Here is a 22271-nt window from a genome sequence, read left to right on the forward strand (position 1 = left end):
AAATCGTGCAAAAACTCATTCTCGCCTCCAACAATCAAGGCAAGGTTCGAGAGTTTCAGGAACTCTTGGCACCCTTTGATTTTGATGTGATTCCCCAAGGTGAATTGGGTATTTCAGCGGCGGAAGAGCCATATCATACTTTTGTTGAAAATGCTCTTGCAAAGGCACGGCATGCAAGTGCGGCAAGCGGTCTACCTGCACTTGCTGATGATTCCGGAATTTGTACCCACGCCTTAGATGGTGCACCAGGTGTCTACTCAGCTCGCTACGCGGGCATTGATGGTGACAATGCTGCCAATAATCAAAAGCTGATAGCAGCATTAGGTAAGCATGCTGATCGTGGAGCACACTATGTCTGCGCACTTGTGATGGTCAATAGCGCCAATGATCCAGAGCCACTGATTATTCAGGCCCGCTGGTATGGCCAAATCGTTGATGATGCTAAGGGCGAACATGGCTTTGGTTATGACCCTCACTTCTTTCTCCCGGATCTTGGGAAGACCGCTGCTCAGTTAGAACCGGCCCAGAAAAACCTAATTAGTCATCGGGGGCAGGCCTTACTCGAACTTATTGGACAACTGCAGATCCGTGCACAATACGCTTAATCCTGTTTTGGCGAACCAGCCAAAACTTACGGCTCTGCCACCACTGTCTTTATATATTCATTTTCCGTGGTGTGAAAAGAAATGTCCTTACTGCGACTTCAATTCACATCAAATTAAAGATGTCAGAAGTAATTCAGATAAAAATAAGTCACCAGGTTTTGATGAAGAGCGTTACATCAAAGCACTCATTGCCGATCTAGAGACAGAGCTTCCTAGAATATGGGGTCGTCAGGTACATAGTATTTTTATTGGTGGGGGCACTCCTAGCCTTCTCTCAGCCAATGGTATGAATGAATTACTCTCTGCGATTCGAGCCCGCGTGAACTTGGAGCCGGATTGTGAAATCACCATGGAAGCGAACCCTGGATCAGTCGAAGCTGAAAAGTTTGCCGGCTTTGCCAATGCAGGAATCAATCGCGTCTCTCTAGGCATTCAGAGTTTTCAAGATGCGCAGCTCAAAGCCTTGGGCCGCATTCACAACGGCGAGGAAGCCAAGCGTGCGATTGAGATTGCACTTGAGCACTTTAAGTCAGTCAATCTTGATCTTATGTTTGGACTACCAAATCAAACTCTAGATGCGGCAAGATCTGATATTGAAACTGCACTCTCTTTTAAGACTCCACACCTCTCTTTTTATAACTTGACGCTAGAGCCTAATACCTACTTCGCAAACTTTCCCCCAAAGCTTCCTAACGAAGATGAGATTGATGCCATCTTTGAACAAAACCTGGCGCTTTTGGAAGGGGCGGGCTATAGACGCTATGAAATCTCTGCTTATGCCCGAAAAGATCAGGAGTGCAAACACAATCTAAATTACTGGCGCTTTGGTGATTACATCGGTATTGGCGCAGGAGCGCATGGGAAGATTTCATTTCCTGACAAAATTACGCGACAGGTTCGAGAACGTCATCCAGAAGCTTATATGCAAGCGATGGAAAGCAAAGGCAATGCCTTAATCGAAGCCAAGGAGGTATCCGCTAAAGATCTTCCTTTTGAATTCATGCTCAACACTTTACGACTTACCGATGGCGTAGACACTATTACCTTTAGTGAACGCACCGGATTGCCACTCAATACAGTATCCAGAGGATTAGATGCAGCCTGTAAAAAAGGTTTGCTCGATTTAAACCCAAATAAATTGAAGGCTACTAAGCAAGGCTTACGCTATCTCAACAACCTACAAGAGATGTTTTTATAAACTTAAATTACTTTCCAGTCCAGACGGGAGGCTTACCACCTAGAAATGCAGTAACTCCATTCTTAAAGTCTTCACTGCCATAGCACTCTAGAATCAAATCACTGCAATCAGGCAAATTGTTTGTGATATGCCTCGCAAGAGTTTGTTTGCTAGATTTCTGCGTAATTGCTGCCAACTTCATTAAGCGATCAGCCAACTGATTTGCTTCACTCTCAAGAGCTTCAGCCGGATAAGTGGCCAAGAGGTAGCCCTGTTTAAGTAGCTCCGGCGCAGTCACTAGCTCGGCTAATAACAACATACGTTTAACAATATTTACTCCTAGGTGAGCTACGAGCCAAGCAAGGTTACTCGCAGATAAACAATTACCGAGAGTTTTAGCGATAGGAACTCCAAAGCGAGCATCTGGGGTGGAGATTCTAAAATCACAGCAAGTAGCAATTGCAAGACCCCCACCTATTGCCATGCCATCAATCACCGCAATCGTCGGCATGGGCAGCGTTGCCAGGGGCGCAAGGTATGCATCAATGCCCTCCTCATAACGAATCCCATCATTGCCAGAAGTAAATGTTGAGAATTGGGCAATATCACTGCCGGAGACAAAAGACTTTCCACCAGCACCTCGCAAAATAGCCACTCTCACATTAGAGCTCTTTGCCAAATCCTCGCAAATGGATTTCAGGGTTTGGTACATTCCCACAGTCATTGCGTTACGCGCAGCAACATGATCAAAGGTGATGTACGCAACATCATTACAAAGCTCTAAGCGAACTTCAGCATGGGGATCTGAGGAGAGATTTTGATCTGTTGTCATAAAATAAAAACCCTCCCTCATTCAAGAGAGAGGGTATGGAAATACTATAACTGAAAAAATTCAGTTGCTAAATTAATCAGACTTGATATTCAAACTCTTTACCAAGCGCTGATACTTCACTAACTCGCCAGCTAAAAATAAACTGAAGGCTGCCGGCGTGGCGGGTCCTTCCGGCTGTAATCCTTGAGAATCTAGGGTTCTCTTGATTTGTGGATCATTCATAGCTGCTTTTACAGCCTGATCAATCTTATTCACCGTAGCAACATCCATTCCCTTGGGACCCATAATGGAATACCAATTAGTCACATCGAAACCAACAATGCCAACTTCATTAAAAGTGGGGACTGTCGGCAAGATGGATAAGCGCTTTGGAGTAGAAATAGCAAGAGCCTTGAGATTGCCATCTTTGATTTGCTGCAAATTGGGCGGCAAGGTATCGAAATTCATAGTAATTTGCCCGCCGAGCAAATCGATAATCGCCTGACCACTACCCTTATAAGGAACGTGGTTCATTTCTACACCAGCAATCTTAGAGAACAAGGCGCCTGCTAAATGCTGCGTACTACCAATACCTGAGGAGCCGTAGGTCATCTGACCTGGGTTTTGTTTAGCCAATGTAACTAATTGTGCAACCGAGTTTACGGGTAAGGAGGATTTCACTACCAATACATTAGGAACGTATCCAAGATAAGTAATTGGCGTAAAGTCCGTTGCTGCGTTGTAAGGGACGCTAGCAAGCACGAAAGGGGCAATTGCATTGGAATTGGAGTGTCCCATTAACAAGGTGTAGCCATCAGCTGGGGACTTGGCCACTAAATCGGCCCCAATAGTGCCGGCCGCCCCTGATCGATTTTCAACAATCACACTTTGGCCCAAAATTTCACTCATCTTTGGTGCAATTGCGCGAGCCACAATATCAGTACCACCACCGGGAGCGAAACCCACGATCAAACGAATTGACTTAGTTGGAAAAGCTTGCTGAGCGTTGACGGAAAATGAGAAGGCACCACAAATACCGAGGGCCAAAAAAGCAAATCTACGCAAAATGCGCGTTGGGGATTGTTTGATCATACGGACTCCATTTTTTGTTTTATATTCAGGGCTATTAATAAGCTTGCTAATATAAACATATAAAAACAATTGAGACAATGATGAAAACACCTATCAACAAGCCATTACCCCTGGCTGGTGTGAGGGTTCTTGACGTCAGTCAAGTCATGGCTGGACCCTACTGCTGCATGCTACTGGCTGACCTAGGTGCTGACGTCATCAAAATTGAACCCCCGGGCACTGGGGATCAAACTCGCGGGGCAATGGGATTCAAAATGAAGGGCTCAGACAGTATGGGCTTTCTGAATATGAATCGCAATAAACGCAGCGTGACAATCAACCTCAAAACGGAAGCCGGGAAAAAAGTATTCTTTGAGCTCGTTAAAACGGCAGATATCTTGGTGGAAAACTATCGCCCTGGCGTCATGAAAAAACTGGGCATTGATTACGCCTCACTCAAGGACCTCAATCCCGGACTAGTCTATGCCAGCATCTCGGGATTTGGTCAAACTGGACCATGGGCAGATCGGCCGGGCTTTGACCTAATGGCACAAGCAATGTCTGGTGTAATGAGCGTCACTGGCTATCCCGATGGCCCCCCTGTAAAAGCAGGCGTTCCAGTGGCAGATATTGGTTGCGCCCTTTTTGCAGTCTATGGCATTTTGTCAGCCTATATCGGCAAAATGAAATCTGGTGAAGGGCAATTTATTGACGCCTCCTTATTTGATTCAGCCTTGGCTTTCTCAATCTGGGATACGGCGCAATACTGGGGTACCGGAGTTGAACCCTATAAGCTAGGTACTGCAAATCACATGAGTGCACCCTATCAAGCTATGAAAGCAGCTGATGGCTACTTTGTGATGGGGGCCACCAATCAGAAGCTCTGGAAATTGCTCTGCGACACAATTGGTCGCCCAGAATTATTTGAAGATCCACTATTCAGAACAAATCCACTGCGTCTAGCCAACCGCTTAATTCTGGCGGCTGAACTGGAAAAGACTTTTATTACCAAAACTAGCGAAGAATGGGTAGATCTCCTCTTGGCGGCAGGCATTCCTGCTGGACCAATCAATACCTATCCACAGGCATTTGATAGTGAGCATGGTCAACATCGCAAAATGCGTATGGAGATTGATCATCCCATTGAAGGCAAAGTTCCGAATATTGGCTTTGCCGTCAAGATGATGGGAACTCCACAGCAGGTATCTCGTCACCCACCTTTACTGGGGGAGCACACCAATGAATTGCTTGAGGAATTGGGTATTGCTGGCGAGGAACTTAAGGCACTGGAAGACGGTGGCGCATTCGCACCTTGAGTCATTTACTTCTCCCCTAGAAAAGAAATGGGCTCTAAGGAGCCCATCTTTCTAGTATCTTTCCGTTATTTTATTTTACTCAAGCACCATCAGAATTAGCGATTGGAGGAGCCTCAAACGGATCTTTGCTTGGTTTGGTGGCTGGGGCTTTTATAGCCTTCGTACCAGGCATCAATTCAAAGTCTGGAGTAAAGGTAGTCATCGTGCTGCGCAATTGATCAAATGCTTTGCGATCACCCTCAAACTTAGCTTTTCCTTCGGCTTGTAGTTTTTCAAAAGTAGTTTGACCACCCATGACTTTTTCCAAGTCACTGCGGTTAATGGTGATCGACAAGTTTGGATTTTTATCCTGATAACCCTTGATATTGCTTAGCGCAGAATTACTCATCTCCACCACAAACTTTTCGCCATTATCTGGAGTGCTTAAGTTGATCTTGAATTTCATGCCAGCAGCTTTTTTGCTATCCATGCTAATAGCCAACGCGTTCAACCAAAGCTCTGTAGTCATTGCTCTGATCATGTCAGGGCCATTGGTCTTCGGTGATGCGCCAGAAGGCATGCCATGGCGTAATTCGTAAGCAGCCCCTAGGAAACTATTGCGTACGCTAGGACTTTCTTTTTGATAACCAATTTGTTCAAAAATATCTGCTAGCAAATCTTTGGCAGCTGTATTGTTTGGCTCTGCATAAACTAGCTTATTCACAATCTCCATTGCTTCACGATATTTACCTTGCTTGTAGAGCTGTTTACCTTTTGCCATAATCTTGCCTGAACCACCCATCATCTCTACATACAAGGGTGCAGAGTCTTTTGGCGATAAAGGAATTAAGGTGGCAGGATTAGCATCCCAGTAACCTAGATAACGATTAATCACAGCACGACTGTTGTGCTCTTCTGAGCCATGGTAGCTATGCGCAGCCCATTGAGATTTCAGACTCTCTGGTTGCTTGTAAACGTTGTGTACTTCATTAATGGTGACACCATTGTTAGCTAGATGAAGCACTTCATTATTTAAGTGGGCATAACTATCACGCTGAGTGCGCATGACTTCTTGAACACGATCATTGCCCCAGCGCGGCCAGGAGTGTGAAGCAAACATGACTTGCGCTTCATTGCCATAGCGATATAAAGCATTATTAATATTTTTAGACCATGCCAAGGCGTCACGCACTAAAGCGCCGCGTAAGGTGTAAATGTTGTGAATAGTGCCAGTAATATTTTCAGCAGCCCAGAATGCTTTTAGCTGGGGGAAATAGGTGTTCATCTCAGCAGGAGCTTCCGTGCCAGGGGTGTTCTGGAACTCCATCTCCACTCCATCCACCGTCATTTTTTCAAATGGCTCGTTAATTAAAATGGTGGGCTCAATTAAGCCTAGGTTACCGGCCGCAGTATTTTTACCAATCGACTGATCAACGTGACCAAATGGGCTGCGTGGTAATAAAACGCCGTACTGGAAATACAGGCGGCGCGTCATGGCATTACCAGCGTATACGTTTTCTGCCACGGCATGATCCATAAAACCTGCTGGGGCAATAATCTTAACCTTGCCACTCTTCACATCCGCCTCATCCACTACGCCACGTATACCACCAAAATGGTCAGCATGAGAATGGGAGTAAACCACTGCAACTACTGGACGCTTGCCTAGCTTCTCATTGACTAGCTCCAAAGCTGCTCTGGCAGTCTCTTTGGAGGTTAATGGATCAAAGACAATCCAACCGGTTTTTGTTTTGACAAAGCTAATATTAGATAAGTCAAAACCGCGAACTTGATAGATTTGTCCTGGCACGACTTCATAGAGGCCGTAACCCATATTGAGAATCGCTTGACGTTGCAATGATGGATGAACGCTATCAAAGTCCTTACCTTGTAAGAGGAAGTCATAACTACCCATATCCCAAGCGACGTTACCGGCATCAGCCATGATGGTTTTATAAGTAGGCGCAGCAATAAATCCCCTCTTAGATTCTTCAAAGTCGCGCTTGTCTTCGAAAGGTAAGGTTTTACGTAAGCCATTTTGTAACTCAACAGTAAATGTCGAAGGTGCCTTACCCTTTGGATCAAAATGTTTACCTTGCATCGCGCCCGGATCAGCAACAACTCCGCCGCCGCCAGCAGCTAAGGCAGAATTGCCCAAAAAGAGTGAAATGGACAACGCAATCAGTGTAATTTTGGTTTTCATGTAAGCCTTGATGGGGAGCCGAAATTGTTACAAAAGTTGATTTTACAAATGTAAAGATAGGCCTAGCTTTGGGCAATTACCTTTAGAGCTAATAACTTTAGTCCAAATGGTCGGAAAAAGACAATAAATTGCGCCCCGCTACTCGGTTTTTACTGAGTCAGACTAGGTAACCCGCCGCTCAAGGTCAAGTAGAAGAAGTAAAGGGCGCCTAAAAATATAACTGCGCCAATCAGGTACTGTGGATAACGAATCCCCTGTTCTGGAAATCCCTTTTTTTTGCCAGTTACCATCGATCGAACTAAGTTCTGCCTTTCAATCACACTCATACCAATTGCGGCAATGATGTGAACAATGACTAGACCCAGAACTATACTGGAAATTGCCTCATGCGCCTCAGACACAAAACTCCCCAAAAACTCTTTAACAGATAGATAACCGGTTAAACCAATCAATAGTATGAGCAACATCAGCGCAAACATCACTAGACCACCTGCTGGGTTGTGACCAACATCATGATGCGGATAGCCACGCAACATCGACATGAAGTGTCCGAGTACCGCCTTGGGGCTTTTCAGGAACTGATTAAATCTAGCGTAGCGGGTTCCAATAACACCCCACACCAATCGGATGAGGATCAGTAAGCATGCGGTATATCCAAATGCATAATGAATCATGGCCAATTGCTCGCTCTCAGAGCTGAGCCAGGCACCAGCAAAGCAAATCACTAACAGCCAATGGAATACTCTCACAGGCATATCCCATACCATAATGGCTTGCTTCAGTTTGCCAGTAGCCCCAACTGTGTCGTTCAAAGGCTTACTCATTTCACGGGGATCTTGATGTTTTTCTCACTAAAGACACCATTAGCTGCATCAATGTGACAAGCACCACAGTTTGCTGGACTCTTAATGCCTGCGCGTTTCCAAACGTCAGCATTTACCTCATCATGCTTACGAATAAACCACGATGTTTTAGTAATGCGGTTTTCAGGAGCGGTCTCACTGTACTTTTGTCGAGTAGTCGCATTCTTGACCAGCCAATTTGTCAGCTCAGTCTGGGTCTTTGGATCCAAGCTGGCATCGGTACCGAAGTGCTTTGACAATCCAGACATGATGTTTTTCCAACTCTGCTGACTTAAGAGTGCTGGTGGATAGGCCATATGGCAACTTGCGCACTCGGCTTCATAAGAAGCTGGCGTATCCGTAGGCATTGTCATTTTTGCGGCGAATGTACCTGGGGATGCTATTAGCAAGGCCGCAGCAATCAATACCATTTTTTTCATTGAAAAGGAACTCATTTAACAGTCATTAACCAAGCAAGGACATCTGCTTTTTCTTGCGCTGTGCAGTCTCTAGTAAGTACATCATTGCAATTGCGCTTAAACCATTTATCAGCCTTGGCCTCATCAGTGAAGCGTGCAGAATTGGCGCTAGGTGCTAAGGGCTTAATCACCTTCCCAGTCACAATATGTTTAGTTTCATGATTGGGGGGATTTTCATGGCAGGATGCACAGCTCCACTCATTGCCATGCTTTGCATTGAAGAACTGCTCTCCACGAACTGGGGATCCCTTTCCTGATTGAGCCTCATAGGATTTAAGCAAATCTTGTGGCGTTACTGCACAAACTCCAAGGGCTGTAGCCATTAAGACAGATCCTGAAAGTAACTTCCAAAACATATGGGGCCCTATTAGCTGTACTTATTAAGTATGCACCCCTTAAAAGGTAGAAGATTGCGATAGATCAATAAATAGGGTGGAAATTAAGTGAAATTCCCCTTTTTTTGGCTGAATTAGCCCTAAAAATTCATTCTCATTAACAACATGAGTAATACAATCTCCACAAATGCCAAAACAACTGCATTTCCATTGACCGCATGACCGCTTAAAGGTGGTGCGCCCCTATTTACTAAGGATTAATACTGTTATGAAAAAACTACTCATTATTATTGTGCTTGCCGCTATAGCAGCTGGTGCTTACTTCATGCTGAACAAACCAAAGGCTCCAGTAGCTGCTGTAGCCGCTCAAGAAGCCGCCCTTCTTTATGATGGCGAAGTCATCAAGATTGATGCTGCGACTCGTACAGTTACTCTCAAAAATCAAGATGGTGAATCTACCATCGTTGCAGGACCTGAAGTAAAGAACTTTGCTGAAATCAAAGTTGGCGATCGTTTTGATGTTGTATATGAACTCGCTGTAGCAATTGAATTAGTTAAGGTAAAAAACCCAGGTGTAACTAGCGAGCAAGTAACAACTACTTCCGCTACTGCACCACAAGGTGATAAGCCTGGCATGATCACAACCAACACTGTTACTGCAACTGCGAATATTGAAGCGATTGATGCAACTAAGAACATCGTTTCTTTAAAAGGTCCTCAAGGAAATATCTTCAAAGTAAAAGTTCAGAATCCTGACTTGATGAAAGATATTGCTGTAAACGACCAAGTTAAAGTGGTTTACACAGAAGCAATTGCTGCAGTAGTCAGCGCGCCAGCCGCTAAGAAGTAATGCACTAAATCTTTTCTAGTTAACAGAAAGACAAAACCCCAGCAAGTGATTGTTGGGGTTTTTTATTTGGCGGAAGAGGTGGCAGCCAATAATAATACTGAGTGAGACTAGTTGAGACAGCATAATATAGCTATAGCCCTTTATTTATGTATATAAATAGAAAATACTCAGCATCAAACAATCTTATTCAGTACAATTGAATCTCATTATTTTGGGTAGGTATTTGGGTTTCAATTGGGGAATATGGCATGCCAAAAGTTGCTAAAGAACTGACTGCAATAGAAGTAAAGCGCTTAAACGCTAACGGCCCTAACTTTGTAGGTGGAGTTGCGGGCCTGATACTTCAGATAAGCAATGATGGCAAAGCAAAGAGCTGGCTTCTTAGAACACGAGTTGGCAGCAAAAGACAGCACATTGGGTTAGGTCCATATCCGCAGGTTACTCTTGCAGAAGCGCGCGCTGCAGCGAAGACACATATTACAAACGTCAAAGCTGGCGGAAACCCACTTGCTGAAAAACGTGATGCGCGCATCAAGCTCATTGCCAGCCAAGCAAGCAGCAAAACTTTTAAGGACTGTGCCACAGCGTACATGAATGCAAAGTCTGGGGAGTTCACCAACGATAAACACAGAAAGCAATGGTCATCGACACTTGATATGTACGCATACCCAATTATTGGTCATCTTTTAGTTGCCGACATTACTAAAAGGGATGTCTTGAACGTGTTGGAACAACAGTTAAAAGACAAGAATGGGGCTGTGATTGGGGACTTATGGCGAAATAAGACTGCAACTGCTGAACGCCTACTAGGTCGAATTAAGGTCGTACTTGATTACGCAATCGTTAACGAATACAGAACAACACTCAATCCAGCCCAATGGGAGGGGTACCTATCGACGTTATTACCCTCCCCCAAAAAGATAAAGCCAATCAAGAACCTGCCAGCAATCCCTTATGCACATGTTGGGGAATTTATGGTCAAACTTCGAAAAAATCGCAGCATTAGTGCAAGAGCACTTGAATTTCTAATTTACTCGGGGTTTAGGTCTGGCTCCGTACGTCTGGCACAGTGGGCGGACATCGACTTTTCTGACAAAGTTTGGAATATTCCAGCGGACGAAACAAAAACTAAAGTTGAGCATCGCGTCCCGCTATCATCCCAGGCGATTAAATTTTTAATAGAACTACAACAATTCCATGCAGCTGAACACATTAAATCGCCTTATCTATTTCCGAATTTAAAAGGTAAGCCGCTTAGCGATATGGCGCTATCAGAAATAATGCGCGGCATGCTTGAGCGCAAAGAAATCACAACAAAAGCCGTTCCACATGGTTTTCGGAGCACATTCAGAACATGGTTGGCAGAGCAAACAAGTTACCCAGATGAAATACGCAAAGCAGCTAATGGGCACAAAGTATCCGACGCAATTGTAAAAACCTATGAGCGCACTGACTTCTTTGATAAACGAAGGCAGCTAATGAATGATTGGTCAAAATTTCTGGACCAGCCTAGCGCCCTAAAAGCAAGCAACGTGACACCTATGAGAAGGAGAGCGTGATGCCAAGAACTAAAACCCCAAAAAAGCAGCCAATTGAAGTTCACCCTTTTGAGCTTGACGGCGAAGAGTGGGAAGCAGAAGTATGGAATAACCGCGCTGATCAAGGAACCCGCGGCACTCATAAGTTAAGACTACGTGATGATGTATTAAACATAGTTCTTCCCTTGGTTGATGAACGTTTAAATAGCACGTCACCGATCCTAAAGGAGACCTATGAGCGGCTCTTAGACGGCAGGCTTAAAAGAGCGGAATTTGCAACAATTATTCGTCAGATAGCAAAAGCAAATAAGCATACGATTGGAAAAACGCTATCTGAAGAAATTGTGGATGACATCAAGAAACACTACAAAGCTTGCGCAAACGCGCTTGCGGCTAAAGAAGCCAAGCAAAAAGATTCTCCTCCTCAGCCCTGATCTAAAAGGCTAAGGTACGTCTTGGCGGTTTTTTGGCGGCTAAGGTACGTCTTGGCGGTTAAAACCACCCTCAGAATTTTCTGAAATGGGACAGCATTCAATTGAATGCGCCATCTTTAGGAGATTTTTGATGACTATAAAAAGCCGCAATGTTACTAGCGAAGAACTGCAAGGCTACAAACGCCCCAAAGCAGTATGCGCACAGTACCCAATATCACCAGCTAGTCTATGGCGCAAGGTGAAAAATGGGAGCTTCCCAAAGCCCGTGAAACTTTCTGAGGGCATAACTGCGTTCAAAATTTTAGATTTAGCCGAGTGGGAAAAGGATCCGCTCAATTACAAAGCTAAACCATGAAATCGCTGACAAAAAGAGCCAGACAGAGCTGCAACCAGCATCTCGCTCACTGCCCTACCCATTGCAAATTAATTCGTAAGGAACCAACATGTTATCAACATTAAACACATTACACAAACAACTACCAACACGTCGCATTGAGACGCTTCCATACTGGCAGCAAGCAATTATTTCCTCAATTGTCAGCTTAAGACATGCCGCTGGAATGGAAACATACAGAAACAATAACTTTAGTAAAAGAGCTGTACAAAGTTTGAGGCCCTATATCCCATACCTTGTACATCAAACACTCACTTCAGGGGTGTACATATTAGTAAACAGGGATTACAGACCAATAGGACTTCATTGGTCAAATATGGTTGACTACAACAAATACCCCCATCTTCACCTAACCGCAGCAGATGTGGCTTTAATAAGACCGCTCTACCACTTATATCAAGGCCCTGAGGACAGCGTGGATGGTAATTTTTTTATGGACGGGTCTTCCCCCTGCATTTCAAAACAACATGCAGAAAAGCTTGTAAATCGCCTTGAAAAAATTATCGAAACCTTAAATCCAGGGGTTGAAATCGTATGAACCAAATAATCCAAGAATACGTAGAACACGGCTACGCACTCGTTTCAATCCCGCATGGCGAAAAAGGTCCCAAGGGTAAAGGATGGAACACTCGTGAAAATGCAATTAGAGACATTAAAGGTGCAACTCAGATCAATGGAAACGTAGGTTTGGCCCACCTTTACTGCAGCCCTTATGTAACCGCAGCGTTAGATATTGATGACCTATCTCTTGCAAACACTTATTTAAGTAAGCGCGGAATTGATTTACAGAAGTTACTCGACGCCCCAAATGCCGTGCAAATTTCCTCAGGTCGGCTAAATCGCGCAAAGCTTTTGTATAGGCTGCCATTTGACTCTATGCCTATGGAAACAAAACAAATATCAGATCCAGTATCTAAGGATATGGTTTTGGAATTACGTTGCGCATCTGCTAATGGGAAAACGGTTCAAGATCTGCTGCCACCCTCTATACATCCCGAAACTGGTATCGAATACAAGTGGGCTGGAAAAGGCGATTGGCGTGATATTCCATTTATTCCAGAGGCACTATTAATTCTCTGGGAAGAATTACTTAATGGAAACCAGTTGCAGTCAATGAGCGCTACTTCACCATTAATTCCACAGCAGCCAGCTATTACTCAGATGCTCTCGGATCAGGATATTCAACATTTGCGTAGTGCCCTGCTTCATCTTCGCGCTGATGATCGTAAAGATTGGATCAAAGCTGGTCTTGCATTAAAGAATCTTGGTGATGTAGGTCGAGGATTATGGATTGAGTGGTCTATGACATCAAAAAAATATGATCCGATAGATGCAGCCAACACGTGGGACACTCTCATACCAACTTCAATTGACTATCGCTATATATTTGCTGAAGCTCAAAGACAAGGCTGGGTAAATCCAACCAAGAGAACTGATCTAGATCCTCCAGCCTCGGTTAATGATAGTTCTGACTGGCCTGAACCCCTAAAGCTACCAGGTGAGTTACTTCCTGTACTAGAGCTTGATCCAGAATGGCTTCCTGAAGGATTGCGAGCTGGGTGTTTAGATATCGCCGAACGGCTTAGCTGCCCTCTTGATTACGTTGCCATCCCTGCAATAGTTGGCGCCGGTACTGCATTAGGAAATACAGTGGGCATTCTCCCCAAAGAGTTCGATGACTCCTGGGTGGTTCATGCTGGCTTCTGGGGAGGCATCATCGGCTCGCCTGGCAGCATGAAAACTCCTGCTCTAAATGCATCGCTCAAACCACTTCAACACCTTGAAGAAATGGCTGCAACACAATACAAAAGAGACTATGCACAGTATCGGACCGATAAGGCAGCCTTTGACAAAGCAATGGCAAGTTTTAAGGCTGAAAAAACCACAGTATTTCCAGTGGAGCCGACCAAACCCGTCAAAACTCGATACATTGTTAATGATGTGACCTACCAAGCATTAGGTGAAATACTGGCCGAGAATCCACGCGGAATCCTTGCCTTGGCAGATGAACTCTCCGGCCTATTGCAATCACTGGATACACCTGGACAAGAAGCTGCGCGTGGCTTTTACTTATCAGGCTGGGGCGGTCAGGGAAATTACACCTTCGATCGCATCACAAGAGACTCTATTACTCTTACTAGATATCAGTTAGCAGTATTTGGCGGCTTTCAACCTGACAGAATAAAAGCATATGTGCGACATGCTCAAAGCGGCAACTCCAAAAATGATGGCTTACTTCAAAGATTCCAGCTCTTAGTTTGGCCAGACTTATCTGGCAACTTTGAACTCATTGATAGGCCCGCTAATAGAGATGCCCTACTTGAAATGCATAAAGCAATCCAAGCACTTAATCTACTTAACAACAACTTGCTTAAGGATGCTACAAAGAACTCAGCTGGTGTGCAGTTATTGCATTTTGATAGTGAAGCACAAGGACTTTTTAATGACTGGTATCAAAAGAATGAATTGATGTTGCGCACTGGCTCCCTTCATTCATCGGAGCATAGTCACTTTGCAAAATACCGCAGTCTAGTGCCAGGATTAGCTTTACTATTTCACTTGATAAACGGTCATCAGGGGCCGGTTTCAGGCGATTGCCTAAGAACAGCATTACAGTTTGCAAGGTATCTAAAGTCGCATGCCAAACGAATATATGGATCAGTTAATGGGCTAGATTCAGCGCCAACCAAGGCGCTGGCCAGGAAGTTGCTGGAAGGTAAATTAGTAGATGACTTTACTCAGCGCAGCGTTCTTCATAAGGGATGGGCGGGTTTGTCAAATAAAGATGCAGTACTTCTAGCGGTAAATGCTCTGGTTGAACATAACTGGTTAACTGAGCATCTATCTGAAAACAGCGGAAGAAAGACAACTATTTACAAAATAAATCCGCGCATTGCTGACACATATTTATGAGTATGACTTTCGTAGGTTTTGTGGGTACCCCCCTGCTATGTTTTTTGGATTTTTTTTCAATTAAATATAAACATGGTGGGGGTATACCTACGAAACACACGAAATGGTCGAACAGATCCTTTTAATACGGGAAATAAAAAAATTAGCTCTCCAAAGACCCCTTACACCATATGTTTTTATATGTCTAAGGCTTTACCATGCTGCCAAGTGTATTAAATGGTGCCAAACGATGCCAAGTCTTGACTAGACTTGGGAGGCGCTGCAAGAACCCGTGCGCATATAAATCCCTACACGCTTGCGCCATACATCAACCCCAACATCCACGCAAAGTACCCAAAGGCATAAATCATTGGCGATATAAAAATGGAGAAAGAACCAAAGAAGCCGAGGCCGACCATAGGCTTTCCGCGACTATCCTCCTAACCTTGAGGGACATTGGTGACTCAATAGGCATGTTTCATGGGGGCTATACACGAGGTAGAAAGCCTAATGGTTATATAAAACTTGATATGAATGAGCCAGAACAACTGATTTCAGCCATTCATACGGTCACTCGAAAGAAAATGCAAAAGTAGCTGAATATTTGGATAAACGCTGGTTTTGCAATGGCTGCTATCGACCCAAAGCAGACCTTGGCGGAGCTAGCTCATATGTGCACAGCAAATATCGAGCCAGCCATTTAATCTAGCTTTTTCATAAGGGTAATGAAATCTTTCCTTGAACTCGGAGCGCCTCTGGCATTGGTTGGCAATTTCTGCACACCGCTCCAGTGTCCAAGTTACCGACACAGCAGGCTTTCGTTTAAACCCGACAATGTGAGTGGTACATTTAGTTAACCAGCCCCTATTAATTGCTTTTTGATAGCTAACTGGGCTACCTCTCTCCCACTCATCTCTTGTCTGGTATTTCTCTGCCTCTTCTTTACATAGGACTAGAGTCCAATAACTATCATCAGATAACATTTGGTTGGCACACCAGGTTCTGACTGGGAAATTACCTCTAAAGGACTTAATAAAACTGCTTTGGATATTTTCAGAACGCATGAATTTTCCCTAACAATCAAACCTTTTTAAATAATGACGTGGGCCACAAAGTAACCTCACGTCATTTCATGAAAGGCCATTACTTAATAAAACGAATCTTCTCGTTAATCTTGCTTAAGATTGGGCCCTTCTTGGCATTGAAGACTTTCTTATTTTCTTCAATCAGGTTTTTGCCCTTAGTATCAATAGAGATAATTAGCGGTCCAAATTCTTTAACTCGGTTAACCCACAGCGTTTCTGGCATACCCAAGTCTTTCCATTGGGCATCTTCAATTTTCTCAACCTTAGTGGCCGCTAATACAGCACAGCCGCCTGGGAAAATGGCATGAACCGCCTTGTTCTCAACGCAACCTTCTTGCGTTTCAATACCCATGCCACCCTTACCAACAATTAGCTTAACGCCTGTTTGTTTAATAAATTCTTTTTCAAACTTTTCCATACGCATGGATGTTGTTGGTCCAATGGAAACCATTTCGTATTCGCCATCTTCTTTTTGGCGAACAATCGGGCCAGCATGAAAAATTGCGCCGCCCTTAAGATCTACTGGCAACTCACGTCCTAACTCAATTAAACGACGGTGAGCAACGTCACGACAAGTCACCAAGGTTCCAGTTAGATAAACCACATCTCCGATGTTTAATGCTTCTAAATCTTCGTCTTTGATTGGTGTTTGTAGAATTTTCTTCACAGCTTGAACCCTTCGTGGGAAATAACTTCGTAAGACATATCGGCATTGATCTTGATCTTGCCGCGGCGATGCGCCCAGCATCCAGTTGATACAGCCACACCGATTGTGGAAGGGTGACGTGCGGATGATTCAATGTTTACACCCATCACGCTATTTACTCCTGTCAAACCCTGAGGACCCAATCCCAATTCATTTAGGCCATCAGTAAGCAACTCTTCCATCATCGCCGCATTTTCATTTGGATGACTTGAGGTCACTGGGCGAAGAATCGCCTTCTTAGATAAGCGGGCAGCAGTCTCAGCTGAAGTAGAAACACCAACACCAACCAATAACGGTGGGCAGGCATTTACACCGCGTGATGTGATGACATCAAATACAAACTCAGCGACACCTTCATAGCCTTGTCCTGGCATCAGTACCTTAGCAGCGCCGGGCAATGTACAACCACCACCAGCCATATAAACGTCAACGATACAGTGATCAGCACCAGGAATAATTTCCCAGTCTAGCCATGGAATCTTTGACCCAGTATTGGTGCCAGTATTTTTTTCTTCAAAAGTTTCAACTGCGTTATGACGTAATGGACCTTCTTTGGTGGCGCCTTTAGTAGCATTAAGCAAAATATCTTCCAACTCGCCCAATAAAGGAAAGTTTGAACCCGCAGACAAGAAGTACTGAATGACTCCGGTATCTTGGCAACTTGGACGATCTAACTTATCTGCCAACTCTTGATTCTCGCGCATTGACTCAAAAACTTCTTTTGCCAAAAAGTTCACTTCCTTGCTTCGTAACTCACCTAATTTGGTAGTTACATCTGTTGGCAAACGCTTGCCGATATATGAAGTAAATTTAGAAAGGACATTGGTTAAGTCCGCTACCGCTACTTCTTTATCCACTACGGATGATTGCTTATCCACGAGTAATTTCCTTTTTAAGTCGTCGGGTGATTACTGAATTGAAATGTTTGCTGCCTTAGCAACTTCAGAGAACTTGGCAGTCTCATCTGCGATTTGCTTTGCCATTTGTGCCTGAGTATTACCAACAGGCTCAGCACCAATATCAAACATTTGCTTTTGAAACTCTGCTGACTTAATAATCTTTACAACCTCAGCATTTAACTTGGCTGTGACCTCTTTTGGTGTTGCTGCGGGAGCCAACAATCCAAACCAAGTGCCTATGTTTATTCCTGGAACGCCTGCCTCAGCCAATGTTGGTACGCCTGGCAAAGTTGATGAACGCTTGGCCGTTGTTACCGCCAATGGGCGAAGCTTGTTTTCGCGGATGAATGGGAGAACTGGTGTGATCGTGTCAAATGACATGGTCACTTGACCACCCAACAAGTCAGTCGTCAGAGGGGCGCTACCCTTGTACGGCACATGTAATAGTTTTGTACCGGTGATCATTTGAAACTGGGTGCCAATCATGTGTTGTGCCGTGCCATTGCCATTTGAACCATAAGAGAGTTCATCTGGTTTGGCCTTTGCAGCAGCAATTACTTCCTTAACGTTCTTATATGGAGAGCTGGCACTCACAACCATAATGTTCGGCACTAAAGCGACTGTAGTAATTGGTGCGAAGTCTTTTTCAAAGCTGTAAGGCAATGTTTTATATACGCTGGGCGCAATCGTATGGTGTACCGCACCCATAAACAAGGTGTAACCATCAGGATTGGATTTTGCTACTAGGCCAGCACCTAATGTGGCTCCAGCACCAGGCTTGTTGTCAACAATGACTGATTGACCCAATACTGGGCCTAACTTTTGAGCAACTGCCCTTGCCAACACATCAGTCGTCCCGCCAGGAGGAAACGGCACAACAATAGTGATTGTTTTAGTTGGATAACTTTGCGCAGATACCGCGCCGACCATTCCACAAAACAAAATACTCGCTAAGCTATTTTTTGTTACTTTCTTTAACATTTTGTCCCCTCCAATAATTGACTCCATCAGCCCATTAGAGGCTTGGAATATTGGCACTATAAATTTGAAGGGTATTAAAAAATCATGTATAAAGTTAAACCATAGTTAACTTTTAATTAACAATCGAAAATGGCTAAAAGTATTAATCCGGCTGATTTAGGATTCTTTTCAGCACTAATCAGCTCCGGGAGTCTTGGGGCCGCCGCCCGTGAGCTTGGGGTGACAACTGCCGCAGTAAGTAAACATTTGGCGCAAATGGAATCTCGCCTGGGATTAGTGCTCGTAAATAGAACCACGCGAAGAATGAGCCTTACCCATGAGGGCGAAATCTATCTAGACCATGCCCGAAGAATTTTGGGTGAAATTGATGACCTTGAGCATATGCTGTGGGGCTCAACAAAAGCTCCACAAGGCTTACTTAGGGTCAATGCGACGCTTGGATTTGGACGCAGTCATATCGCGCCTTTAATTGCTGAATATGTAAAACAATTTCCACAGGTAGATATTCAATTACAGCTATCGGTAAACCCTCCCCCGATTACCGATGATGCCTATGATGTTTGCTTTAGATTTGGCCACCCACCAGACTCTAGATCAATTGCTAGGCTGATAGCCCCCAACAAAAGAATACTTGTAGCATCTCCCTCCTACATTAAGGAGTTCGGCGAACCAAAGTCACCCAGTGAATTGATTAAACACAACTGTATTGGCATACGCCAAGGTGATGAGGGTTATGGACTGTGGCGCTTCTCGAGCGGCAAAGGTAAGTCGAAAAATGAATTTACTGATAGCGCAAAAATTCGCGGTAACTTAACAACAAATGATGGTGGCATTGCCGTGAACTGGGCATTAGATGGCGGAGGCATTGTTTTGAGGGCTGAATGGGATGTCATACAACACCTTCAGTCTGGCAGGTTGATACAGGTGATGAAAAACTTTGAAACACCAGATGCCGATATTTACGCTGTCTATGCTGAGCGCCATAAAACATCGGTGAGAGTGAAAACATTAATTGACTTCGCTATTGCGTCATTTGGAGCCAGGTAGCTTTTATTGATAGTCCGTTATTGGCCGATAGGGGTCATTAGCTGGATCGACGGATAATCAATCCGATGAACATTGAATGACTGCTATCAACCCAAAGCAGACTTTGACAGACACAGCCTCCGCAATAACCGTTAAGAATCAAAAGCTAACATTAGCGGATAGGGATCAATAAAAAAATAATATCAAAAAAAACCACCCGAAGGTGGCGTAAAGTCATGTTACTAAATTATGATTGTTCAATATTATTCAGCCGTAATACTGGCGTCCTTGATCACTTTCCCCCAGAAGTCATACTCTTTCTTGGTAAATGTTGCTAATTGAGCCGGCGTCATTTGTTCAACAAAAGTTCCAGAGTCTTCGGCCTTCTTTTGAATTTCAGGACGCGCAAGGATTTTATTGACCTCCGCATTGATCTTCTTGATTACGCTTGGAGGAGTACCTGCAGGTGCATATAAGGCAAACCAAGAATCAAGATTGAAGTTCTTGATACCCTGCTCGGTTGCTGTGGGTACATTTGGTAACGCACTCAGTCTAGTCTGACTGGTAACGGCTAAGGCCTTTAACTTATCACCCTTAATTTGCCCAATCACGGAAGCTGGAGTGGTAATAAATAAATCTACTTGACCAGCCATAAGATCTTGCACTGCTGGGCCCGCACCTTTGTATGGAATATGTGCCATACGGACCCCAGTAATTTGCTTTAATAACTCTCCGGCAATATGCTGAATTGATCCATTCCCTGAAGAGGCATAATTTAATTTACCTGGATTAGCTTTGGCATATGCCGTTAACTCCTTCAAATCACTTACCGGTAAACCAGGAGTCGCAACAATAACCTGAGGCGCTTTGGTTAAAAAAGCTATTGGCGCAAAATCTTTAATGGGGTCAGGCGCCTTTTTAAATAAATGGGGGTTTCCCACTTGGTAACCACTATAAGCAACCAAAAAAGTATAGCCATCAGGCTTAGCTAGCGCTACTGCTTGTCCGCCAATATTACCGGATGCTCCACCTTTGTTTTCAACTACGACCGGCTGACCCAATACTTTGGATAGTGGATCTGCAATTAAACGGGCTGTGAAATCTGTAGTACCACCAGGTGCACTGGGGACAATTAATGTGATTGGTCTATTAGGATAGCCCTCTTGAGCAAAACCTGTTAAAGCCGAACCCATAAGCGAAATAGCCATGAGGTTTTTAATAAAGAAACGTTTGTTCATTCTTATCTCCTATTTAAATCGTTAAATTAATTCAGATATCTCAATTAGGTTTTGATCTGGATCCCGCACATATACGGAATTGATTTTTTGTGTAGCACCGGTCCGCACAACCGGCCCCTCAATAATTGGCCAGCCTTCGTTTGTTAGCTTTTCAACTACTTTCTCAAGCGGGCGATCAGCTATAAAACAAAGGTCAAGCGAACCAGGTGTGGGTATGTCCGCCTTTGGTTCAAACTCTTTACCCTTAATATGAAGATTAATTTTTTGATTGCCGAATTTAAATGCTTTTCTTTCTACGGGTGGCGTACCTCCAATGAAAGATTCAAGCTTCATCCCAAGAATGCGGGTGTAAAAATCGACACATTCAGCCTCCTTGGCTGTTGTAAGAACTAAATGGTCTAGGTGATCAATCATGCTTACCTCCTTATATTGAATTAATTAAGCTTGGTGGCCTCTTGCCATCTAATCCTGCTCGTAAGTTTTCTACTGCGAGATCTACCATCGCTCTACGTGTTTTTTCTGTAGCGCTGGCAATGTGTGGCGCCAACACAATATTTTTGCACTTGAGTAACTCTGGATGCACTGATGGCTCACCCTCAAACACATCTAAGCCTGCCGCAAAGATCCTCCCAGCTTGCAATGCTTGCGCTAAAGCCGCATCATCCACAATGCCGCCGCGAGCAATATTAATCAGGGTTGCGGTCGGTTTCATGAGGGCAATTTCTTTTGCGCCAATCGTATGATGGCTCTCAGCCGAATATGGCAGCACGAGAACGACGTGATCAGCCGTGCGTAGTAACTCTTCCATTGAAGCATATTTAGCGCCGCAGGCTTTTTCATCAGCATCCGATAAATGACTACGGTTGTGATAGATCACATTCATACCAAAACCCAATGCGCGCTTTGCAATACCTTGCCCAATGCGACCCATGCCAATAATGCCGACAGTACTGTGATGCAAATCCATGCCCAGGGGGTTATTCACTATCGACCACTTATCCCAATGACCAGCACGCACCCAGTGCTCAGATTCAGTAACGCGACGTGCAGTTGCCATTAATAATGCAAAACCAAAATCTGCGGTTGTATCTGTCAATACATCAGGGGTATTTGTCGCCATCACGCCAGCAGCAGTCATTGCCGGAACATCAAAATTGTTATAGCCCACAGAGATATTAGCCACCACCTTTAATTCTCTGGCTTGAGCCAAAGCGGATGCATCAATGCGTTCGCTTCCTGCCACTAGGGCGCCCTGGACTTCTGAAAGTGCTTTTTGTAACTCTTCGGGAGTAAAAATCCGGTCCTCTTGGTTGGACCTTACCTCAAAGGATTCCTCAAGTTTGGCCAAAGCTTCCGGAAAAATCGCTCTAGCAACTAGAATCTTGGGGGGTTTGTTTTTATTATTCATAA

The 22271-nt window shown here is 44.3% G+C and carries 22 protein-coding genes; 10 read left to right on the forward strand and 12 right to left on the reverse strand.

Annotated elements, in window-relative coordinates:
- Positions 1-5 precede the first annotated feature (5 nt).
- Both rdgB and hemW read left to right on the forward strand, forming a co-directional pair.
- Positions 6-605 (forward strand): RdgB/HAM1 family non-canonical purine NTP pyrophosphatase, encoded by a 600-nt coding sequence (gene rdgB / locus ICN43_RS08475; RefSeq protein WP_216198707.1) that lies wholly within the window; start codon positions 6-8, stop codon positions 603-605.
- A complete protein-coding gene (gene hemW / locus ICN43_RS08480) occupies positions 589-1803 on the forward strand; it encodes a radical SAM family heme chaperone HemW (protein ID WP_370623175.1) in 1215 nt (404 codons plus the stop codon). Before rdgB ends, hemW begins: the two co-directional genes overlap by 17 nt.
- 7 nt (positions 1804-1810) lie before the next feature.
- On the opposite strand, the gene ICN43_RS08485 is transcribed toward hemW, so the two are convergent.
- Together ICN43_RS08485 and ICN43_RS08490 are read right to left on the reverse strand one after the other, a co-directional pair.
- On the reverse strand, positions 1811-2614 hold the full coding sequence (locus tag ICN43_RS08485) for an enoyl-CoA hydratase/isomerase family protein (protein WP_216198714.1): 804 nt from the start codon (positions 2612-2614) through the stop codon (positions 1811-1813).
- A 72-nt stretch (positions 2615-2686) separates the two neighbouring features.
- Entirely contained in the window at positions 2687-3685 is a 999-nt protein-coding gene (locus tag ICN43_RS08490; protein ID WP_216198717.1) for a tripartite tricarboxylate transporter substrate binding protein, read from the reverse strand.
- Positions 3686-3765: 80 nt separating this feature from the next.
- Here ICN43_RS08490 and ICN43_RS08495 point away from each other — a divergent pair, with 80 nt between their 5' ends.
- The gene (locus ICN43_RS08495; RefSeq protein WP_370623176.1) at positions 3766-4980 is read left to right on the forward strand and encodes a CaiB/BaiF CoA transferase family protein; all 1215 of its coding nucleotides are present in this window, start codon (positions 3766-3768) and stop codon (positions 4978-4980) included.
- Between the two features lie 79 nt (positions 4981-5059).
- Here ICN43_RS08495 and ICN43_RS08500 read toward each other — a convergent pair whose 3' ends face one another.
- From ICN43_RS08500 to ICN43_RS08515, 4 genes are all read right to left on the reverse strand, one after another.
- Positions 5060-7162 carry an alkyl/aryl-sulfatase gene (locus ICN43_RS08500; RefSeq protein WP_216198723.1) on the reverse strand — a complete coding sequence of 701 codons (2103 nt, stop codon included), beginning with the start codon at positions 7160-7162 and terminating at the stop codon, positions 5060-5062.
- Between the two features lie 149 nt (positions 7163-7311).
- Complete coding sequence (locus tag ICN43_RS08505) at positions 7312-7986, reverse strand: cytochrome b/b6 domain-containing protein (protein WP_216198726.1); 675 nt, start codon at positions 7984-7986, stop codon at positions 7312-7314.
- A complete protein-coding gene (locus tag ICN43_RS08510; protein ID WP_255533474.1) occupies positions 7983-8444 on the reverse strand; it encodes a diheme cytochrome c in 462 nt (153 codons plus the stop codon). The genes ICN43_RS08505 and ICN43_RS08510 overlap by 4 nt, the downstream gene beginning before the upstream one ends.
- Before the next feature lie 11 nt (positions 8445-8455).
- Positions 8456-8839, reverse strand: a complete 384-nt coding sequence (locus tag ICN43_RS08515) for a DUF1924 domain-containing protein (RefSeq protein WP_255533475.1) — start codon at positions 8837-8839, stop codon at positions 8456-8458.
- A 247-nt stretch (positions 8840-9086) separates the two neighbouring features.
- Between ICN43_RS08515 and ICN43_RS08520 the strand changes: the two genes are divergently transcribed.
- The 6 genes from ICN43_RS08520 to ICN43_RS08545 all read left to right on the forward strand — a co-directional run bounded on the left by ICN43_RS08520 (position 9087) and on the right by ICN43_RS08545 (position 14947).
- On the forward strand, positions 9087-9668 hold the full coding sequence (locus ICN43_RS08520) for a hypothetical protein (protein WP_216198729.1): 582 nt from the start codon (positions 9087-9089) through the stop codon (positions 9666-9668).
- Between the two features lie 248 nt (positions 9669-9916).
- A complete protein-coding gene (locus tag ICN43_RS08525; RefSeq protein WP_216198732.1) occupies positions 9917-11227 on the forward strand; it encodes a site-specific integrase in 1311 nt (436 codons plus the stop codon).
- On the forward strand, positions 11227-11640 hold the full coding sequence (locus ICN43_RS08530) for a hypothetical protein (protein ID WP_216198735.1): 414 nt from the start codon (positions 11227-11229) through the stop codon (positions 11638-11640). Before ICN43_RS08525 ends, ICN43_RS08530 begins: the two co-directional genes overlap by 1 nt.
- 130 nt (positions 11641-11770) lie before the next feature.
- A complete protein-coding gene (locus ICN43_RS08535) occupies positions 11771-11995 on the forward strand; it encodes an AlpA family transcriptional regulator (protein WP_216198737.1) in 225 nt (74 codons plus the stop codon).
- Positions 11996-12083: 88 nt separating this feature from the next.
- A complete protein-coding gene (locus ICN43_RS08540) occupies positions 12084-12572 on the forward strand; it encodes a hypothetical protein (RefSeq protein WP_216198740.1) in 489 nt (162 codons plus the stop codon).
- Positions 12569-14947 carry a DUF3987 domain-containing protein gene (locus ICN43_RS08545; protein ID WP_216198743.1) on the forward strand — a complete coding sequence of 793 codons (2379 nt, stop codon included), beginning with the start codon at positions 12569-12571 and terminating at the stop codon, positions 14945-14947. The genes ICN43_RS08540 and ICN43_RS08545 overlap by 4 nt, the downstream gene beginning before the upstream one ends.
- Before the next feature lie 1122 nt (positions 14948-16069).
- Here ICN43_RS08545 and ttdB read toward each other — a convergent pair.
- The 3 genes from ttdB to ICN43_RS08560 are packed head-to-tail and all read right to left on the reverse strand — an operon-like array spanning position 16070 to position 18597.
- Positions 16070-16678, reverse strand: coding sequence for a L(+)-tartrate dehydratase subunit beta (gene ttdB / locus ICN43_RS08550; RefSeq protein ID WP_015421408.1), 609 nt, complete (start codon positions 16676-16678; stop codon positions 16070-16072).
- On the reverse strand, positions 16675-17574 hold the full coding sequence (gene ttdA / locus ICN43_RS08555; protein ID WP_216200036.1) for a L(+)-tartrate dehydratase subunit alpha: 900 nt from the start codon (positions 17572-17574) through the stop codon (positions 16675-16677). The genes ttdB and ttdA overlap by 4 nt, the downstream gene beginning before the upstream one ends.
- Before the next feature lie 51 nt (positions 17575-17625).
- Entirely contained in the window at positions 17626-18597 is a 972-nt protein-coding gene (locus tag ICN43_RS08560) for a tripartite tricarboxylate transporter substrate binding protein (protein WP_216198746.1), read from the reverse strand.
- Between the two features lie 129 nt (positions 18598-18726).
- On the opposite strand from ICN43_RS08560, the gene ICN43_RS08565 reads away from it, so the two are divergent.
- Positions 18727-19644 (forward strand): LysR family transcriptional regulator, encoded by a 918-nt coding sequence (locus tag ICN43_RS08565; protein ID WP_216198748.1) that lies wholly within the window; start codon positions 18727-18729, stop codon positions 19642-19644.
- 242 nt (positions 19645-19886) lie between these two features.
- On the opposite strand, the gene ICN43_RS08570 is transcribed toward ICN43_RS08565, so the two are convergent.
- Genes ICN43_RS08570 through ICN43_RS08580 form a run of 3 tightly spaced genes read right to left on the reverse strand, consistent with a single transcriptional unit; the run spans position 19887 to position 22269 of the window.
- The gene (locus ICN43_RS08570) at positions 19887-20861 is read right to left on the reverse strand and encodes a tripartite tricarboxylate transporter substrate binding protein (protein ID WP_255533220.1); all 975 of its coding nucleotides are present in this window, start codon (positions 20859-20861) and stop codon (positions 19887-19889) included.
- Between the two features lie 21 nt (positions 20862-20882).
- Entirely contained in the window at positions 20883-21275 is a 393-nt protein-coding gene (locus ICN43_RS08575) for a VOC family protein (protein WP_216198750.1), read from the reverse strand.
- A gap of 10 nt (positions 21276-21285) precedes the next feature.
- On the reverse strand, positions 21286-22269 hold the full coding sequence (locus ICN43_RS08580) for a D-glycerate dehydrogenase (protein WP_216198752.1): 984 nt from the start codon (positions 22267-22269) through the stop codon (positions 21286-21288).
- Positions 22270-22271: the final 2 nt, after the last annotated feature.

It is taken from the genome of Polynucleobacter sp. UK-Mo-2m-Kol15, assembly GCF_018881505.1.
GTDB lineage: Bacteria > Pseudomonadota > Gammaproteobacteria > Burkholderiales > Burkholderiaceae > Polynucleobacter.

Bases quoted from the DNA above. Each gene is read 5' to 3' on its own strand.
- ICN43_RS08485 (WP_216198714.1), bottom strand. From the start codon at position 2,614: ATGACAACAGATCAAAATCTCTCCTCAGATCCCCATGCTGAAGTTCGC.
- ICN43_RS08505 (WP_216198726.1), bottom strand. From the start codon at position 7,986: ATGAGTAAGCCTTTGAACGACACAGTTGGGGCTACTGGCAAACTGAAG.
- ICN43_RS08510 (WP_255533474.1), bottom strand. From the start codon at position 8,444: ATGAAAAAAATGGTATTGATTGCTGCGGCCTTGCTAATAGCATCCCCA.
- ICN43_RS08560 (WP_216198746.1), bottom strand. From the start codon at position 18,597: ATGTTAAAGAAAGTAACAAAAAATAGCTTAGCGAGTATTTTGTTTTGT.
- ICN43_RS08530 (WP_216198735.1), top strand. From the start codon at position 11,227: ATGCCAAGAACTAAAACCCCAAAAAAGCAGCCAATTGAAGTTCACCCT.
- ICN43_RS08565 (WP_216198748.1), top strand. From the start codon at position 18,727: ATGGCTAAAAGTATTAATCCGGCTGATTTAGGATTCTTTTCAGCACTA.
- ICN43_RS08575 (WP_216198750.1), bottom strand. From the start codon at position 21,275: ATGATTGATCACCTAGACCATTTAGTTCTTACAACAGCCAAGGAGGCT.
- ICN43_RS08515 (WP_255533475.1), bottom strand. From the start codon at position 8,839: ATGTTTTGGAAGTTACTTTCAGGATCTGTCTTAATGGCTACAGCCCTT.
- ICN43_RS08580 (WP_216198752.1), bottom strand. From the start codon at position 22,269: ATGAATAATAAAAACAAACCCCCCAAGATTCTAGTTGCTAGAGCGATT.
- ICN43_RS08520 (WP_216198729.1), top strand. From the start codon at position 9,087: ATGAAAAAACTACTCATTATTATTGTGCTTGCCGCTATAGCAGCTGGT.
- ICN43_RS08535 (WP_216198737.1), top strand. From the start codon at position 11,771: ATGACTATAAAAAGCCGCAATGTTACTAGCGAAGAACTGCAAGGCTAC.
- ICN43_RS08570 (WP_255533220.1), bottom strand. From the start codon at position 20,861: ATGAACAAACGTTTCTTTATTAAAAACCTCATGGCTATTTCGCTTATG.
- ICN43_RS08540 (WP_216198740.1), top strand. From the start codon at position 12,084: ATGTTATCAACATTAAACACATTACACAAACAACTACCAACACGTCGC.
- ICN43_RS08490 (WP_216198717.1), bottom strand. From the start codon at position 3,685: ATGATCAAACAATCCCCAACGCGCATTTTGCGTAGATTTGCTTTTTTG.
- ICN43_RS08495 (WP_370623176.1), top strand. From the start codon at position 3,766: ATGAAAACACCTATCAACAAGCCATTACCCCTGGCTGGTGTGAGGGTT.
- ICN43_RS08500 (WP_216198723.1), bottom strand. From the start codon at position 7,162: ATGAAAACCAAAATTACACTGATTGCGTTGTCCATTTCACTCTTTTTG.
- ICN43_RS08525 (WP_216198732.1), top strand. From the start codon at position 9,917: ATGCCAAAAGTTGCTAAAGAACTGACTGCAATAGAAGTAAAGCGCTTA.
- ICN43_RS08545 (WP_216198743.1), top strand. From the start codon at position 12,569: ATGAACCAAATAATCCAAGAATACGTAGAACACGGCTACGCACTCGTT.